The organism is Bacillus mesophilus (genome assembly GCF_011008845.1).
In the GTDB taxonomy this organism is placed as follows: domain Bacteria; phylum Bacillota; class Bacilli; order Bacillales; family SA4; genus Bacillus_BS; species Bacillus_BS mesophilus.
This window is the reverse complement of record NZ_JAAIWM010000003.1, coordinates 34,897-51,129: the sequence shown is the minus strand read 5'-3', so window position 1 is coordinate 51,129 and position 16,233 is coordinate 34,897. Positions and strand designations below refer to the sequence as shown.

Annotated in this window: 19 protein-coding genes; 13 read left to right on the top strand and 6 right to left on the bottom strand. The window is 37.3% G+C overall.

The annotated features are described in order from the left end of the window. Nucleotides 1–145 precede the first annotated feature (145 nt). Nucleotides 146–871: a 3D domain-containing protein gene (locus G4D63_RS10220; protein ID WP_163179555.1), complete on the top strand. Its 726-nt coding sequence runs from the start codon at nt 146–148 to the stop codon at nt 869–871. A 37-nt stretch (nt 872–908) separates the two neighbouring features. On the opposite strand, the gene G4D63_RS10215 is transcribed toward G4D63_RS10220, so the two are convergent. Together G4D63_RS10215 and G4D63_RS10210 are read right to left on the bottom strand one after the other, a co-directional pair. Continuing rightward, nucleotides 909–1,718, bottom strand: a complete 810-nt coding sequence (locus G4D63_RS10215) for a cobalamin-binding protein (protein WP_163179554.1) — start codon at nt 1,716–1,718, stop codon at nt 909–911. A gap of 9 nt (nt 1,719–1,727) precedes the next feature. After that, nucleotides 1,728–2,207, bottom strand: a complete 480-nt coding sequence (locus G4D63_RS10210; protein WP_163179553.1) for a divergent PAP2 family protein — start codon at nt 2,205–2,207, stop codon at nt 1,728–1,730. A 94-nt stretch (nt 2,208–2,301) separates the two neighbouring features. Between G4D63_RS10210 and G4D63_RS10205 the strand changes: the two genes are divergently transcribed. From G4D63_RS10205 to G4D63_RS10175, 7 genes are all read left to right on the top strand, one after another. Next, nucleotides 2,302–2,679 (top strand): DUF309 domain-containing protein, encoded by a 378-nt coding sequence (locus tag G4D63_RS10205; RefSeq protein WP_163179552.1) that lies wholly within the window; start codon nt 2,302–2,304, stop codon nt 2,677–2,679. 65 nt (nt 2,680–2,744) lie between these two features. Then, nucleotides 2,745–4,247 (top strand): leucyl aminopeptidase, encoded by a 1,503-nt coding sequence (locus G4D63_RS10200; RefSeq protein ID WP_163179551.1) that lies wholly within the window; start codon nt 2,745–2,747, stop codon nt 4,245–4,247. 194 nt (nt 4,248–4,441) lie between these two features. After that, the gene (locus G4D63_RS10195) at nt 4,442–5,005 is read left to right on the top strand and encodes a biotin transporter BioY (protein ID WP_163179893.1); all 564 of its coding nucleotides are present in this window, start codon (nt 4,442–4,444) and stop codon (nt 5,003–5,005) included. Between the two features lie 77 nt (nt 5,006–5,082). Then, nucleotides 5,083–6,495: an AMP-binding protein gene (locus G4D63_RS10190; RefSeq protein ID WP_163179550.1), complete on the top strand. Its 1,413-nt coding sequence runs from the start codon at nt 5,083–5,085 to the stop codon at nt 6,493–6,495. A 5-nt stretch (nt 6,496–6,500) separates the two neighbouring features. Then, nucleotides 6,501–7,643: a thiolase family protein gene (locus tag G4D63_RS10185; RefSeq protein ID WP_163179549.1), complete on the top strand. Its 1,143-nt coding sequence runs from the start codon at nt 6,501–6,503 to the stop codon at nt 7,641–7,643. A gap of 61 nt (nt 7,644–7,704) precedes the next feature. Next, a complete protein-coding gene (locus G4D63_RS10180) occupies nt 7,705–8,304 on the top strand; it encodes a sulfite oxidase-like oxidoreductase (RefSeq protein ID WP_163179548.1) in 600 nt (199 codons plus the stop codon). A 31-nt stretch (nt 8,305–8,335) separates the two neighbouring features. Further along, entirely contained in the window at nt 8,336–8,962 is a 627-nt protein-coding gene (locus G4D63_RS10175; protein WP_163179547.1) for an FMN-binding negative transcriptional regulator, read from the top strand. A 25-nt stretch (nt 8,963–8,987) separates the two neighbouring features. Here G4D63_RS10175 and G4D63_RS10170 read toward each other — a convergent pair whose 3' ends face one another. Then, the gene (locus tag G4D63_RS10170; RefSeq protein WP_163179546.1) at nt 8,988–9,173 is read right to left on the bottom strand and encodes a hypothetical protein; all 186 of its coding nucleotides are present in this window, start codon (nt 9,171–9,173) and stop codon (nt 8,988–8,990) included. Between the two features lie 230 nt (nt 9,174–9,403). Here G4D63_RS10170 and G4D63_RS10165 point away from each other — a divergent pair, with 230 nt between their 5' ends. The 4 genes from G4D63_RS10165 to G4D63_RS22270 all read left to right on the top strand — a co-directional run bounded on the left by G4D63_RS10165 (nt 9,404) and on the right by G4D63_RS22270 (nt 13,675). Further along, nucleotides 9,404–10,366, top strand: coding sequence for an alpha/beta hydrolase (locus tag G4D63_RS10165; RefSeq protein WP_163179545.1), 963 nt, complete (start codon nt 9,404–9,406; stop codon nt 10,364–10,366). A 105-nt stretch (nt 10,367–10,471) separates the two neighbouring features. Further along, nucleotides 10,472–10,732 carry a hypothetical protein gene (locus tag G4D63_RS10160; RefSeq protein WP_163179544.1) on the top strand — a complete coding sequence of 87 codons (261 nt, stop codon included), beginning with the start codon at nt 10,472–10,474 and terminating at the stop codon, nt 10,730–10,732. A gap of 50 nt (nt 10,733–10,782) precedes the next feature. Then, entirely contained in the window at nt 10,783–11,367 is a 585-nt protein-coding gene (locus G4D63_RS10155) for a GNAT family N-acetyltransferase (RefSeq protein WP_163179543.1), read from the top strand. Between the two features lie 217 nt (nt 11,368–11,584). Then, nucleotides 11,585–13,675, top strand: coding sequence for an EAL domain-containing protein (locus G4D63_RS22270; RefSeq protein WP_163179542.1), 2,091 nt, complete (start codon nt 11,585–11,587; stop codon nt 13,673–13,675). A gap of 39 nt (nt 13,676–13,714) precedes the next feature. Here G4D63_RS22270 and G4D63_RS10145 read toward each other — a convergent pair whose 3' ends face one another. Further along, nucleotides 13,715–13,888, bottom strand: a complete 174-nt coding sequence (locus G4D63_RS10145; protein ID WP_163179541.1) for an asparagine synthase — start codon at nt 13,886–13,888, stop codon at nt 13,715–13,717. A gap of 152 nt (nt 13,889–14,040) precedes the next feature. Between G4D63_RS10145 and G4D63_RS10140 the strand changes: the two genes are divergently transcribed. Next, the gene (locus G4D63_RS10140) at nt 14,041–14,427 is read left to right on the top strand and encodes a hotdog fold thioesterase (RefSeq protein WP_163179540.1); all 387 of its coding nucleotides are present in this window, start codon (nt 14,041–14,043) and stop codon (nt 14,425–14,427) included. Between the two features lie 44 nt (nt 14,428–14,471). Here G4D63_RS10140 and G4D63_RS10135 read toward each other — a convergent pair whose 3' ends face one another. Together G4D63_RS10135 and kapB are read right to left on the bottom strand one after the other, a co-directional pair. Continuing rightward, nucleotides 14,472–15,692, bottom strand: a complete 1,221-nt coding sequence (locus tag G4D63_RS10135; RefSeq protein ID WP_338023921.1) for an MFS transporter — start codon at nt 15,690–15,692, stop codon at nt 14,472–14,474. Nucleotides 15,693–15,792: 100 nt separating this feature from the next. Then, a complete protein-coding gene (gene kapB / locus G4D63_RS10130) occupies nt 15,793–16,173 on the bottom strand; it encodes a kinase-associated lipoprotein KapB (protein WP_163179539.1) in 381 nt (126 codons plus the stop codon). Between the last annotated feature and the right edge of the window lie 60 nt (nt 16,174–16,233).

Sequence of the window (16,233 nt, the reverse complement as noted above, 5' to 3'; positions counted from 1 at the left end):
TTTTTAATAGTAAATCTCCTATTTAATTGGAATTATAGACAATTGTCTAAAAACCAGAAAATTTCTTCTCTTTAACATTTCTATGAATATTTTTTTTTCTTTTTGGAAATGAATAGATTCGTGAGAGGAGAGGAAATTTATAAATATGAATAAGATAACTACTTTACTAAAGAGAACATTAATGACCGTTTTATTTTTATTAGCAGTTTCTGCTACATATACTTCTATTTCAGGTGTTCAGGCGGAGGAACTGACGGAATGGTGGGATCGTTATGATCACCCCTTTTATTCAGCCTTTTACGGAGCTGATGCAGGCACTATCGAAGATTCTGCAATAAGGGAAACCAATTTAAGCTTGAAATCGTTAAAAAGACACGAGGCAGAGGTTACCTCCATTTCATCTAGTTATGCTGAGTCGGATTCACTAACGTTAGAGGAAGCAATTGATTGGACTCAATACCCTTCAACGGTTGTTACCGCAACAGGGTATACAGCAGGTGTAGAGTCCACTGGTAAATCACCAAGTCATCCTTCATATGGGATTACATATTCAGGTGTAAAAGTTAAACGTGACCTTTATTCAACTGTTGCTGCTGATTTAAGTGTGTTTCCATTAGGAACAATTTTATTTATTCCGGGCTACGGATATGGTGTTGTAGCTGATAAAGGTGGAGCAATCAAAGGTAACAAAGTAGATTTATATTATGAGACTGTAAAAGATGTATATGAGGAATGGGGTAAGAAAAAGGTCGAGGTTTATATTGTGAAGAAGGGTAGAGGAAAACTTACTGAAGAGGAGTTAGCTCTACTCAATGAAGATGAAACCATGCAGGTATTTCGTCAGCAATATTTAAAAGATACAAAGAGTTAAATAAAATAGCGCTCATGAGTTGAGCGCTATTTCTAGTTTAAAAAAGTAAAGGATCTTTCCCATCATCTTTTGGAAAGATTGTGGGATGAAGGATAGCAGCAAGCTTCTTCAAACCCTCTAATAATCGAGGTGAAGGACGACAATATAGTGGTTCCTCCAACACATGAATCTGATTCTGTTTAATCGCATCTACTAGTTCAGCTTGTGGACGTTTTTTAACTAGATTGGGATTCATTTTTTTCTGCTGAACACCAACCCAAACGAGGCAAATGTGTTCGGGATTTAATGTAACGACCTCATCCCACTCTGTTTGGTGGCTTGCAACATCAATATGTGAAAAGATGTTAGATCCACCAGCTAGTGTACTAATTTCAGTTAACCAGTTGACTCCACCAGGACTGAAAATAGGTTTTGGCCACCATTCCCAGTACAAGCTGGATTGGTTCTCAACCTTTTTTGAAAGCATTTTATATTTCGAGATAAACTGCTCATATCTTTTCACAACTTCTTCAGCTACTTCAGGTACTCCGGTTAATTCTCCCACCCGTAACAAATCTTTTGCAATATCTTCAAGAGATTGAGGATTCAGAACGATATGAGGAATGTTTCTTTTCTCCAGCTCTGCAACATTCTTCTCCATCCCAGGTACACTAAGAGATGCTAATACTAAATCTGGATTTAAATGTTGTAGGAGATCCATATTGATGTTTAAATCCGGTCCAAGCTTTGGCAATGATGCAACACTTGAAGGCCAGTCTGAAAAGTCGTCCACTCCTACTAAATAAGAATCTAGACCAAGATAGGCGAGTAACTCTGTATTGCTAGGGCAAATTGATATTAGCCTCATTATTTCCTCCTAGACGATGATAAGGTAGTAGAGTACGAGTGTTAACAGTATTCCGGTAAGTCCACCAAAGAAAACTTCAATCGGTTGATGACCTAATAATTCTTTTAACTCTTTTCTTTTCTCTTGTTCAGCCTTTTCCTGCCAATGTAGTGCTTCATCAACAAATTTATGGAAGTCTGTAACTAATTTATTTAACACCGTAGCCTGCTCCCCAGCGTGTCGCCTTACACCTGTTGCATCAAACATCACAATGATGGCAAATACCGTTGCTACAGCAAAAATCGGAGAATCCAGTCCTTGTTCAATCCCTATAGCAGTTGCCAATGCCGTAACAGCAGCAGAGTGAGAACTTGGCATTCCACCCGTACTAGTTAGCAATGACCAGTCAATTTTTCGAGTAGCAATATATTGAATGGGGACTTTCACAAATTGAGCAAAACCAATTCCTGCTAATGCAGCCCATAAAGGGAAATTTGTAAATAAACTCATATTACCTTCATTCCTTCCACCGTGTAGTCTTTCTATGTTTGTTTTTCGAATTAATTGTTAAGATAGTAGTACCATTATAAGTGGGGGGTTAAAGATGGATTACCCAATGGAATACTATGAATTTTTTATTAAATTTAATGAGGGTGATTATTACACCTGTCATGACTTACTCGAAGACATATGGATGACTGACAAGGATAATTTATTCTTAAAAGGTCTCCTTCAAATGACAGTAGCCATTTACCATTATGAATATGGTAATGTTAAAGGCGCTAGGTTAATGATGCAAGCTGGACACCTATATATCCAAAAATATCGTCCTGTATGTTGGGGGATTGATTTAGAAAAGGTAAACAGCTTTATTGAACAATGTTTAATTATTATACCACAAAATATAGATAGACTCCCCTATGAAAAGGTAAATACATTGCCACATCTACCGTCTCTTTATCTATATCTAGAAGATTATTAGGTACTCGAAATATTTACATTCTTTCTTTATAATAAAAGAAGTTACTAAAAATGGAGGTGCATAATATGTTTACTGTTAAAAATGAATTTACCCTTACTGAGTCCCGTGAAACACTAGTGGTGGGTATTTTTGAGAAAACCACTTCTTTTGAGGGATTGTTAGGAGAGGTGAACACAGCTTTAGGTGATACTTTAGCTTCTTTAGTTAAAGAAGGAGATGTATCTGCCAAAAAAGGAGCAATATCGAAAATACATACGCTTGGAAAATTAGAAACAAAGAGAATTTATTTTGTAGGACTTGGTAAAGAAAATGATTATAACTTTGAAGTGGTTAGAAGTGCATTTGGAAAGCTAGTAAAGGCTGCACAAAAGGCAAAGGTAGAAAGTCTTGATATTGCGTTAGATAGCTTTATTACAGACAAGGTCGAGAGTGTTGATGTAGCACATGCTTTGGGTGAGGCAGCTCCACTTGCTACTTATAAATTTGCTGATTATAAGCAAAAGTCAAATGAACCAGCAAAAGAATTATCTGCCATAACTGTTTTCACCAATGGCGATCAAGTGGAAGTTGAAGCTGCTTTGACGGTTGGGTTTGCTTATGGTACGGGGACAAACAGTGCAAGAACATTAGTGAATACACCTGGTAACATGTTAACAGCTACAGACTTAGCTAATTATGCTGTTGAGCTAGCTGGTACTTATAATCTAGAGTATGAGGTACTAGAAAAGGCTGAGATGGAAAAGCTTGGCATGGGTGCTTTACTTGCAGTGAATAAGGGATCTGTGGAACCACCGAAAATGATTGTTCTTAAATATCAAGGAAAAGAAGAATGGACAGATGTGATTGGCTTAATTGGTAAGGGAATCACTTATGATTCAGGCGGATATTCCATCAAACCAAAGGATGGTTTAGTGGGAATGAAATCTGATATGGGTGGAGCAGCAGCTGTACTAGGTGCCATGGAAATTATCGGACAGCTAAAGCCAGAGCAAAATGTAGTGGCTGTCATCCCTGCTACCGACAACATGATTAGCGGCGAAGCATTTAAGCCAGATGATGTCATTACATCTATGAGTGGAAAAACAATTGAAATTTTGAATACAGATGCAGAAGGTCGTCTAGCATTAGCAGACGCAGTCACGTATGCAAAGCAGCACGGTGCAAACTATTTAGTTGATGTTGCCACCTTAACAGGCGGAGTTATTGTAGCGCTAGGTAATAAAATTACTGGAGCGATGACAAATAATGAAGAATTGTTTGAAAAATTACTAGAGGCTTCTAATGAAGTCGGTGAAATGATTTGGCGCCTACCCATTACGGATTATGTAAAAGAGCGAGTGAGAAAGAGTAATGTAGCAGATATGAACAATTCACCTGGTCGAGATGGCCATGCCATTTTTGCAGGAGCATTCATAGGTGAATTTGTAGAAAATACACCTTGGGTTCATTTAGATATAGCAGGTACAGCTACAACTTCTGCAGAATATGATCTAGGACCAGCAGGTGCAACAGGTGTTATGTCTAGAACACTTGCGGCATTCGTTGAACGTTTTGGTGAGGAAGAATAACCATATACAACATTTAGTTAGGGCTGGAGAAATCCAGTCTTTTTGTATTCTTTTAAAAGGGATTCTTTATTAAATATTGAATATAAAGTATCTAACATAAGTAATTAATATGTTAACCTAAAACGAAAAATGGTTGACATATAAAAAGACTTTTAATATATTCATAATAGAATATTATTTGGAGGTCTTTTTTGATGAAGCTTAAAGATATGATGTACATAGCGATGTTTACTGCAGTTGTGGCTGCATTAGGGTTAATACCGCCTATTCCTGTACCGTTCATCCCAGTACCTATCACGGCTCAAACATTTGGAGTTATGTTAGCTGGAGCTGTATTGGGTGCGAAACGCGGAGGATTGAGTTTACTAGTCTTTGTTCTACTTGTAGCTGCAGGTGCACCAATCCTTGCTGGTTTCCGTGGAGGCATTGGTATTTTAGTAGGAAATAGTGGTGGCTATATAATGAGTTGGCCAATTGCCGCTTTTGTAATTGGGTATTTGGTTGAAAAATATTGGGATCGATTAAGCCTTGCAAACATGATTTTATTTAATGTTATTGGTGGTATTATCGTTGTTTATTTAGGTGGTATCACGTATTTATCTTTCTTAACTGACACGCCATGGTTAGCTGTAGCTACAGGTAATCTTGCATTTATACCTGGTGACTTAGTTAAGGTTGTGGCTGCTAGTGTCATAGCAATTAGATTGAAGAAAGCTTACCCTATTATTCAATCTAAAAATAAACCAAAAGCTGCTTAATCAGTCTGCCAAAATGGCAGACTTTTTTTCATGAGAAGATTATGATAGAAGGAAGAACATTAAAGGAGTCGTAAAAAATGATTATTGGACAACCTCTTTTAACGTATAAGGATTCACAGCCTAATAAGCCAGCCATTATAACAAATAGTCGAATCGTTACTTATCAAGATATGACCATTCACATAGCCTCTATTCAAAGTTACCTCATGAGTAAATTAGGAACAGGTTCAGAAATTAGAATTGCCCTAAAGCTAGGAAATGAACCTGCCTTTCTGGAGACATATTTTGCAGCGATTTTACTTGGATATCAGGTGATTCCTATAGATCCTAAATGGACCAAAGCCGAGCTTGAGCATGTTCTGGATAGCAGTAGGCCTAACTTAATTGTGAATAGCCATGTCTATCAAGAAATAATAAGTCATCCTTCAACCTCTATTGAAGCAATAGCAACTCCTCTGGATATATTTTATATAGGATTTACATCTGGCTCTACTGGGACACCTAAGGGCTTTAAAAGGCATCACCAATCATGGACCGATAGCTTCGCAGGCTGCACAGAGGCCTTTGAGTTAAACAGTCATGACATATATAGTGCTCCTGGACCTCTTTGTCATTCCCTATCACTATTTGCAGCAACCTATGCGATCCATACGGGCGCTACTTTATTGCTTTCTGAAAAATTTCAGGTACTAGAATTACTTCAGTCATTGGTAACTGAAAGAGTAACTGTTCTGTTTGTGGTCCCAACGATGCTACAGGCGATGATTAACGAATTGGAAACTAGACAAATTCCATCTGTAACCAGAATTTTATCATCAGGTGCAAAGTGGAATCTATCTACGAAGGATTCCATACGAGAGTTGTTTCCATATGCTGAGAGAATTGAATATTATGGTGCATCCGAAACGAGCTTTATAACCTATCTTAATGAAGCGGGTTATCTTGTTAAGCCGCAATCTGTCGGCAAGGCTTTTCCAGGAGTTGAGGTCATTGTTAGAAATAAAGATGGTAAAGAAGCTAATGTCAATGAAGTGGGACTTCTATATATAAGAAGTACAATGATCTTTTCTGGTTATCTTCATGATGAAGAGCAACCAGCTTTAAACGAGATTACAGTGGGGGATCTGGCTTACATAGATGAAGAAGGATATATAACTCTTGTTGGTAGAGAAAAGAACATGATTATTAGTGGCGGACTAAATATCTATCCTGAAGAAATTGAGCTACATCTTAAAAAGCTGCAGTCTATTGAAGAGGTTGTAGTAACGGGGATAGAGGATGACTATTGGGGTGAAAAGGTAGTTGCTTTTATAAAATGGAAACATAATCAAAATATAAACGAAGAGAATCTTAAAAAACACTGCCTTACGGGCTTAGCTGCCTTCAAGTGTCCAAAGGCATTTTACGAAATAAAAGATGTTCCGCTCACCTCAAGTGGGAAGGTAGATAGAAAAAAACTCTTCAACAATATTCTAGAGTTAAGGAAGTGAAAAACATGAGAAAAGTGATGATTGTAACAGCAAAGAGAACGCCGATTGGAAGAGTAGGAGGAGTGTTAAAAAACATTTCACCCGAGAAGTTAGCTGCAGCTGTCATAAAAAACATCATAGATGAGTTGAAACTTCCGGGCCAAGAAATTGATGAAGTTATCCTTGGAAATACCATTGGTCCTGGTGGAAACCTTGCTAGGCTCGCCGCACTGACTGCAGGGCTTCCTTATGAAATCCCAGGTGTAACCATTGATAGACAATGTGGATCTGGATTAGAAGCGATTAACATGGCAGCTAGACATATTCAAGCGGGAGCAGGTCATATCTACCTTGCTGGAGGAGTAGAGAGTACTAGCTTAGCTCCATGGAAAATGGAGAAACCTTCTTCCATTTATACGGTAGAATCTCCACGCATTTATTCTAGAGCCAGGTTTTCACCTGATGAGATTGGTGATCCAGACATGGGGATTGCAGCTGAAAATGTAGCGGAGGCATTTACTATTTCACGTGCAGATCAAGACATATTTGCAGATAGAAGCCAAAAGAAGGCTATCCAATCTCAGCAGTCAGGCAGGTTTAATAATGAAATCGTAGCCATTAATGGAATAGTTGAAGACGAGTGTCCACGGGACAAAACGAGTCCTGAACGGCTTGGAAGACTGCGACCAGTGTTTAAGAAGGATGGTTCGGTGACTGCTGGAAATGCTTGTCCTATTAACGACGGGGCTGCTGTTGTGTTGTTAATGTCAGAGGAAAAGTGTCAGGAATTTGGAATCAAACCGATTGCACAGTTTATTGATTCTACTAGTGCTGGGGTGGATCCAACTTTACTAGGTATTGGACCAGTGCCGGCTGTCAACAAACTACTTAGTAGAAATCATCTTACCGTACAGGATCTTGATTTAGTAGAATTTAATGAAGCTTTTGCCTCTCAAGTCCTTGCTTCATTACGACAGCTTAACATACCGGAAGAAATCGTTAATGTTGGCGGCGGGGCTATTGCGCTTGGACATCCATACGGAGCGTCTGGGGCAATCTTAATAACCAGACTCTGTGCGGAGCTAACCAATCTCCAGAAAAAGAGAGGACTCGCAACACTAGGTATTGGTGGTGGTTTAGGTGTGGCAACATTAATAGAAAGAGTATAAATAAATAGGACTTCATTCAAACTATCTAAATCGTACTCTCTGCTGATGAAAGGATGTTTATATGTACTTTGGAAAACCAAAAAATCAACATGATCAAACAAGAGTACCACCTAATCAAAATGTAACCACTACATTTCCAGTGTTACACCATGGTAATGTACCTTATTATAAAAAGGATTTATCAGATTGGGACCTGAAAATCTATGGTCTTGTTGAACAACCAGTTACATATACGTTTAAAGAGCTTCAGGAGCTAGCAGCTATTAAAACAACAAATGATATTCATTGTGTAACCGGTTGGTCCAAGTTAGATAATCAATGGGAGGGCTTTTCAACAAAGGTTCTCCTTAAAAAGTCTGGTGTCCTTCCAGAAGCGAAATATGTAATGATTCATGCAGAGGAAGGCTGGAGTACCAATGTTCCCATTCAAGATTTTATGCGTGATACAAGTATGCTAGCACATTCACATAACGGAGAGCCCCTAAGCCCAGAACATGGATATCCGCTACGAGTTGTTATTCCTCATCTCTATTTCTGGAAAAGTGCAAAGTGGGTTAGAGGCATTGAACTAGTTAAGGAGGAACAGCCAGGCTTTTGGGAAAAGAATGGCTATCATATGTACGGCGACCCTTGGAAAGAGCAACGCTTTACATGGGATTAAAAGATAAAAGCCTAACGGGAGTGGAGAGAAGATGTATATTCCCAAACATTATAAAATAGAAGATGAGGTATCCAGTTTTGACTTCATAAAGAGTAATAGCTTTGCTACGTTAATTTCTCAGCATCAAGGAGAACCAACAGCAACACATTTGCCATTAGTCTTAGATTCAGAAAAAAGAATATTAACCGGTCACTTTGCACGTTCGAATGGTCAGTGGCAGGACATCGAAAATCAAGAGGTACTTGCAATCTTTAACGGACCTCATGCCTATATTTCACCATCTTGGTATGAAACGGATCAAGCCGTTCCTACATGGAATTATATAGCTGTACACGTTTACGGTACCATTCAATTAGTAAATGATGACCTGGAGCTCTTGGAGAATTTAGGAGAAATGACAAAGGAATTTGAAGAGCCTTCAAGTCCTTACAGTATAAACCCAGACAATATGGGATTTATTGAAGGCCTTAAAAGAGGGATTGTAGGGTTTAAGCTTACTATTAAAAGAGTAGAAGGCAAGATGAAAATGAGTCAGAATCACTCAGAAGAGCGTCAGAAACGTATCATTGAGAATCTAGAAAAGTTATCTTCTTCTCAATCAAAGCAAGTAGCCGTAATAATGAAGGCCAATCTAGATAAGAGAAGAGGACTGTCATGATAGACAGTCCTTCAATAATTAAAAACTACTTCTGAAACAGTGCTTTAAAGGCTTTAAAAATGATAACAAATGCAAATACTAAGATAACGACGATTCCAACTAAGATAACAATTGGCTGTAAGCTATATAATGCTGTACCAGCTAAAGGTAGTTTGATAAGTGCAAATCCAGCAAAAATAGCAGCTAGAAATAAGAAGATTAAGGGATTCATGGCTATTCCTCCTTTCTATATAGCTTATGTACAATACCTAACTATCGGTAAAGTTGAACAAGCCCGTTTACATAGGATAAAAGAAGGAGTTTTAATAATAGATTCTCACTATGTCTGAGGCTAAACAGGGCGCTTGCGCTTTTCTAATCGATATTTCCTTATTTTTCACACACCATTCATAGATAAAATAAACTATGATAGAAGTACTATAAATAAAGTGGTGATCATCAATGAGAGTCTTAATTGTTATAAAACCTCAGCAATTTAAGCAGCTACTCTTAAATACTGTTTTGTTACTCTTGTTTTTTATCATTGCCATTACAGGAGCATCTGTTTATGTAGGATACAAGGTAATGAGCCCTATTAAATTAGCAATCATTAACCTCCCTACGGCGTATGAATTAGAATACGAGGATGTTACCTTCTCTAATAGATATGACGATGTTCAGCTTAAGGGTTGGTGGATTCCAAGTTCACGTAAAGACTATATAACACAAAAAGCTGTTATTTTCTCACATAGCTATGGTGATAACCGTGAAAGAATGCCGATTGAAACCTTAAAGTTAGCCAAACGACTTTCAATGGAAGGGTTTCATGTATTTATGTATGATTTTCGTAACAGTGGTGAATCTGGCGGATTACGTACAACCATCGGAATGAAAGAGAAAACGGACCTGCTCTCTGCCATTCATTATGTAAAGCATGAAAAGGATATCCATGAGATTGGGTTGCTTGGATGGTCAATGGGTGCATCGACTTCTATTATTGTTGGAAGTGAGTCAGATGACATTAAGGCGGTAATTGCTGATAGTCCATTTGCTGATCTAGAGACATATACAAAACAGAGCTTCACATATTGGACAGGATTACCAAGTCAGGTAGGGGAATATATGGTCAATATAGCTGAAAATGTATTTATTGACCTAAACCTTTCAGGGATTAAGCCGTATGTTGCAGCTAGACTTTACGAGAATAAAGGTCTAATGCTTATACACAGTACGAAAGATGGGGCCATTTCTTATAAGCAAAGTGAACTTATTTTCAGCAATGCCCCGAATGCTGAGATATGGATTACTAAAAAAGGTGGACATATCCGAAACTATAAGCATCAAAAGGAAAAATACGAGGAACGCGTTATTGAATTTCTAAATAAATATCTTCAAAATGATCAGGTTGTGTTTAATAGGATTTAAGAAGAGGTTGTCGCAAAGGCAGCCTCTTTTTGCCAAGATTCATGTTTAAAGTGAAACATATTTACCTCTCAGCCGTATATATAGAATAGAGGAAGGTGTGATTTCATGACTATTATTTTTATAGTGGCTGCAATAGTAGGACTTTTTTTTCTAACCAGTTCATATTTAAATAGAAACTGGGTGTTGTACACCACTACATTTGGTTATCAGAATTATTTCCAAGTGATTAACAGATTACAAAGTGCCGGTATTATCTATAAAACCAAAACTCCTCTAGGGGCATATAGAAATCGAGATACATTTGAAGATTACACACAATATGATATTTATATAAAAAAGGAAGATCAGGGCCGTGCTCTACAATAAACAGAGTGTAGCATATGACATACTAGCAAAAAAAAGGTGGGGTAAGTAAGATGAGTAAGACCTTAAAGAAACAAGAATGGTTTACGGCACCACCCGAAATAGTAACAGAGAATTATTATATAAGGGGACTTTCTATTACAGATGCAGATCGTTTGTTTCCAATCTTATCTGATAAGGAAACCATGAAGTTCATTACTCCTCATCCAGTCCAGACAGTGGCTGATGTTAAGGTTAATATCCAAGACAACCTACGTAATTTTTCCTTGCAAAAAGAAATACCTTGGGTAATCATACATAAAGAGAGTCATGAACTAATTGGTATGTTTCGTTTTCATAAGTTAAATATGTGGCATCAAAAAACGGAGATGGGTGTTGTGATTGGAAAGAGTCATCAGCACAAAGGTGTTATGAGTGAAATGCTGAAACACCTGCTACAATTTGGATTTGTTACTCTCGGATTAAATCGAATTGTTGGGGATATTTTTGCAGGAAATAGAGGTTCTGAACAGTTACTTCTAAAGTATGGATTTCACAAAGATGGACAAATAAGACAAACAGATTTTGATGGAGAACAGTTTCATGATACTGTTGTTTATTCTTTATTGAAAAACGAGTATTTAAAAGAGGGACATTAGGTCTCTTTTTTTCGTTAGCTGTTGTAAAACTTTGTGGTTAATTTTTTGCAAAAAACTAACCTATAATTTTTCAATGGGAAGTCTCATCTTCTTATGCTATAAAAACAGCATTATCCTTATCGCACCTATGTAAAAAAACTGCTCACGTGGTATGATAATAGAAGAAATGTCGAATTATGTCTTACATATATAGTGAATTGATTAAGGATGTGGATTCGTGAACTCAAGCCAAATTACCCATACCAACTCAGAGATTAAAATTGAGCACAATGAAACAAATATAGAAAACATCATTGGCAATGAGTTCTCTACTTTTTGGATTAGAGATCTAACTACAGGTCATTTAAAGGTTTCAAAGGGAATTGAAGTCATTTATAAACGATCTGCTGAAGAATTTAATGAAGATCCAACACTTTGGGAAACACTTTTTTACCCAGAAGACCTTGATGTTATAGAGAAGATTGAAAATCAACTATTAAAAGGAGAGACAACTGATTACGAATATCGGGTTATCCTTCCAGATGGTTCCATTCGATGGATTAGAGACCAGGCAGCTCCGCTGATGGATGCTCAAAATAATATCATTAAAACATATGGTTTTATTACGGATGTAACAGATTATAAACATTTGCAGATAGAATTAACGAAGAATCGACAGCACTTTCAGCAAATTATTGAATCAGTAGATATGATTATTTGGACTTTTAACATGCTTACTGGTGACACAATTTATTCCTCCAATTCAGCTGAAATCTTTGGAATTCCTTCTACTGCTTTCCAAGAAAATTCAAATTTATGGTGGGAAATTATTCATCCAGAGGATGTCGATTCAGCCTTAAAGCATTTACACATATTAGAGCAGGGCAAACCAACCTCTAACACATATAGAATTATTCGTCCGGGTAATGGTCAAATCAGATGGATTAATGACCGAGCCATTTCGATTAAAGATAAACAAAATCGAGTTATTGGATTTCAAGGGGTAAAGGTCGATGTTACTGAAAGTAAAATGACGGAAGAGAAAATCCACTATATGGCTTTCCATGATTCATTAACTGGATTACCGAACCGATATCACCTAAATGAGAGGCTAGAAGAACTTCTTTCCTTATACCAGGGAACTACGTCAAAGTTATCAATACTTTTTATTGATTTAGATCGGTTCAAGCTGATTAATGATACATTAGGCCATTACTATGGAGACTTACTTTTAATCGAAACAGCTAAAAGGTTATCTGATATTCTTTCAGCTAAGGGCATGGTTTCAAGACAAGGTGGAGATGAGTTTATTCTTTTACTAGAAGATACGGGTCGTTCTGAGGTTGAAGAAATTGCTAAGAAAATCATTGAGAGGTTTACTTTTCCGTTTGATTTGGAAGGTAAAGAGATTTTCTCTACACCAAGCATAGGAATTAGTATGTATCCAGAGGATGGGCAGGATTCTGATACTTTGGTGAGAAATGCTGATTTATCAATGTATGAAGCAAAACGCAAAGGGAAAAATCGATACAGATTTTTTGAGGCAACACAAATTAAGACGGCAAGTAATACAGTCTCTATGGAAATTAATCTAAGGAAGGCATTAAGAAATCAAGAATTTCTTCTGCATTACCAGCCGATCGTAAACCTTGAGAATGGGGAGATGACAGGAGTAGAGGCTCTACTTAGGTGGGAAAGTCCGAATCGTGGATTAGTATCTCCACTTGAATTTATTCCATTAGCAGAGGAAACAGGCTTGATTGTCCCTATTGGAGAATGGGTCATGCTTCAAGCTTGTCAGCAGCTAAAGCAATGGCATAACTTAGGTTATAAGAAGGTAGATATATCCGTAAACGTATCAATGAGGCAGTTTCAGGAGGAAAACTTTGTTTGTTCGGTAGAGCAGGTATTAACAAAAACGGGTTTAGAACCTCACTACCTAACCATTGAAATAACGGAATCAATTATGCAAAACACGAATGAATCGATCAGCATTATAAATAAATTAAAAGAACTTGGTGTGAAAATAGCAATAGATGATTTTGGAACAGGTTATTCTTCTCTAAGTGTATTAAGGGATTTATCCTTAGATAAGATTAAAATAGATAAAACCTTTGTAAATGATATTGGGACAAACAAGGATTTTATCTTAAAGACGATGATTGACTTAGCAAAAAATTTAAAGATGCAAATCGTTGCAGAAGGAATAGAGAATGGACAGCACGTTGAATTCTTAAAAAATCATAATTGTGATTTTGGACAAGGATTTTACTTTGCAAGACCATCTTCAGCCCATGCAATCGAAGACAAACTAAAAAAGCAAGCTTAATTTGATTAAGCTTGCTTTTGCTTACTGGCCAGTGAATTCCTATCGACGGTGCTCAACTAGGTCGATTGCACCTAATACAACATGTGCCAAACCAAAGCCGAAAATAGTATTCGACACCATTGGACTTACTCTGTGACTTTGCTTTAAGGCATAGCCTGTAGCCGTAACTGCAGTTCCTAAAACAGTCGGTACTAACCCTTCGCGGATATCCATTCGTAAGCCCTCCTAAAATTGTATTGGAATTCCTTATTATGTTGTCCATATGTGTTAGGGTTATAGTTGGAAAAATATAATTATGAAGCAGGATTACCAGTTAAGATGTAGAATCCATTGTTAGAAATACTGGGAAGGAGTTGTATGAATACATGTTAAACAGAAAAACATTGCTTGATTCCTTAGGAATTGAGGTTACCTTACTTGAGGAAGGTAAGGTCATTGCAACGATGCCAGTAGATGAGCGAACACATCAACCTTTTGGAGTACTGCATGGAGGAGCATCTGTAGCTCTTGCTGAGACGGTCGCTAGCGTTGGATCATATCACCTGGTCGACCAACAAACTGAAGGGTGTGTGGGATTAGAGATCAATGCTAATCATATTAAATCAAAAAGCTCTGGTGTTGTAACTGCCCATGGCTCCATTTTACATAAAGGTAGATCAACAATGGTATGGGATATTAAAATTGTGGATGAAGATGAAAAGTTGATCAGTGTTTCTAGGTGTACGGTTGCTGTAATTAAATTAAAAAAATAGGAAAAAGCCTGTATCTACCGCTAGGTAATTACAGGCTTTTTGAGTTAAGCAGACAATGTTCGTTGGGCCGTTTGCTCTTCGCGTTTAACCATAAACCATAAAATGAATGCGGCCACTAAAAATAGGGAACCGGTTAAAATAAAAACACTGGAGATGCCAAAAAATCCTGATAAAATCCCTCCTAGTGAAGGACCAATGACGTTTCCGAGAAAGCGGAAGCTAACACTGTAGCCAAGCACCTCTCCCTGAACTGATGAGTGTGAAAGCTCTCGAATATAAGCAGTCAAACATGGAATGATTCCCCCGAGAGCAACTCCAAAGAAGAACCGAAGTATAACGAGCTGCCATAAGGATGTAACGAAAGCCTGTGGTATAAAGAAAACTGCTGAGATTACCAGTAATATGATTAGCACTTTTTCATAGCCAATCTTATCGCCCATTTGCCCCCAACGTCTGGTTGCTAGTAAATTTCCTAAACCGGTAATGGAAAAAGCTAAACCTGCTAGCAATGCTATATTAGCACCGTGATTTAACTCATTTACATATAAGGCGAGAACAGGCTGTATGCTAAAGTTAGCAACCTGGATGATTAAAGAAACAATCATGGTCATAAATAGCAAGGGCGATTGAACAATTTGAAGAAAAACTTCTTTTCTTGAGTACACTTTCTCGTTTTTCTTTTTCTCTTTTTTTATTTCTTTTACCCCAAATGTCACTAGTAATGCTGCCCCAAAAATGAAGAAAGACGTGATCATAAACGTATATTGAAATCCAACTAGGTCAACAATTAAACCGCCTAATAAAGGGCCTAATAATGCACCTGAGACCGTTCCAGTTTGAAGTGTTGCTAAGGTTTTACCTGCCGATTCTTTTGATGTTTGTGCTGATATAAAGGCAATTGAAGTAGGGATAAATCCAGTCACAATCCCCATTAATAATCGTAATATAAAAAGCTGTTCAACAGATTGAACAAACCCCATAAAAAATACACTGATCGATATTCCGAAGCCTGTGATCATTAAAATCCTTTTATAACCATGCTTATCGCTTATCCTTCCCCATAATGGAGAAAAGAAAAGTGCCGTTAAAAAGCTTATACTGAACACAAAACCAGACCATCTTTGAACATACTCTTCTGAGAAATCCCCAAAAGTTCCAATATAAAGAGATAGAAACGGAAGAACCATGGTTGCACTTGCGGCTACAAAAAAGTTTGCGATCCACATAATGACAAGGTTCTTTTTCTTAGTTTGAATAATGGTCACCTTCTGTCTTAATATTTCGTCTCCCTAAATATTATCGAAAATTCATGATTATTTCAAGGTGAAAGCACCATAAAAAAACTACCCTCAAAAAGGGTAGTGGTTAAAAATATTCTTTTTCAAGCTGATTGAGCTTTTCTATTGAAAGTAATGCCCATTCACTGCTGTCCTCTAAAAGCTCAGCTTTTAACTTGTCTAGTGCAGCCTTTAATGTTTCTTTGTATGGAGCGATTTCGCCTTCATATTTTTTTACCATAGCTTTTGGTATATTTGTTTGCTCTCGCTCTGCTAAGGCACGTCTTTCGTGAAATAAGGGAACATTCACCTGTTTTGGATTATGTAGATCACCTTGAGTTGGATGTTTAATTACTGCTATAACTTTTACTAAGTAATGTTCTGGTCTTTCGTTTGTAATTTCCCCAATGTAAACACCAGTTTTGTAAGGTGCTCTAACAAGATCTCCTACTTTTAACTGCTCACTCATCACTAATTCCTCACTTCTCTAATGGTTTCTTTTCTTAATACTACCATATTGGACAAGCAT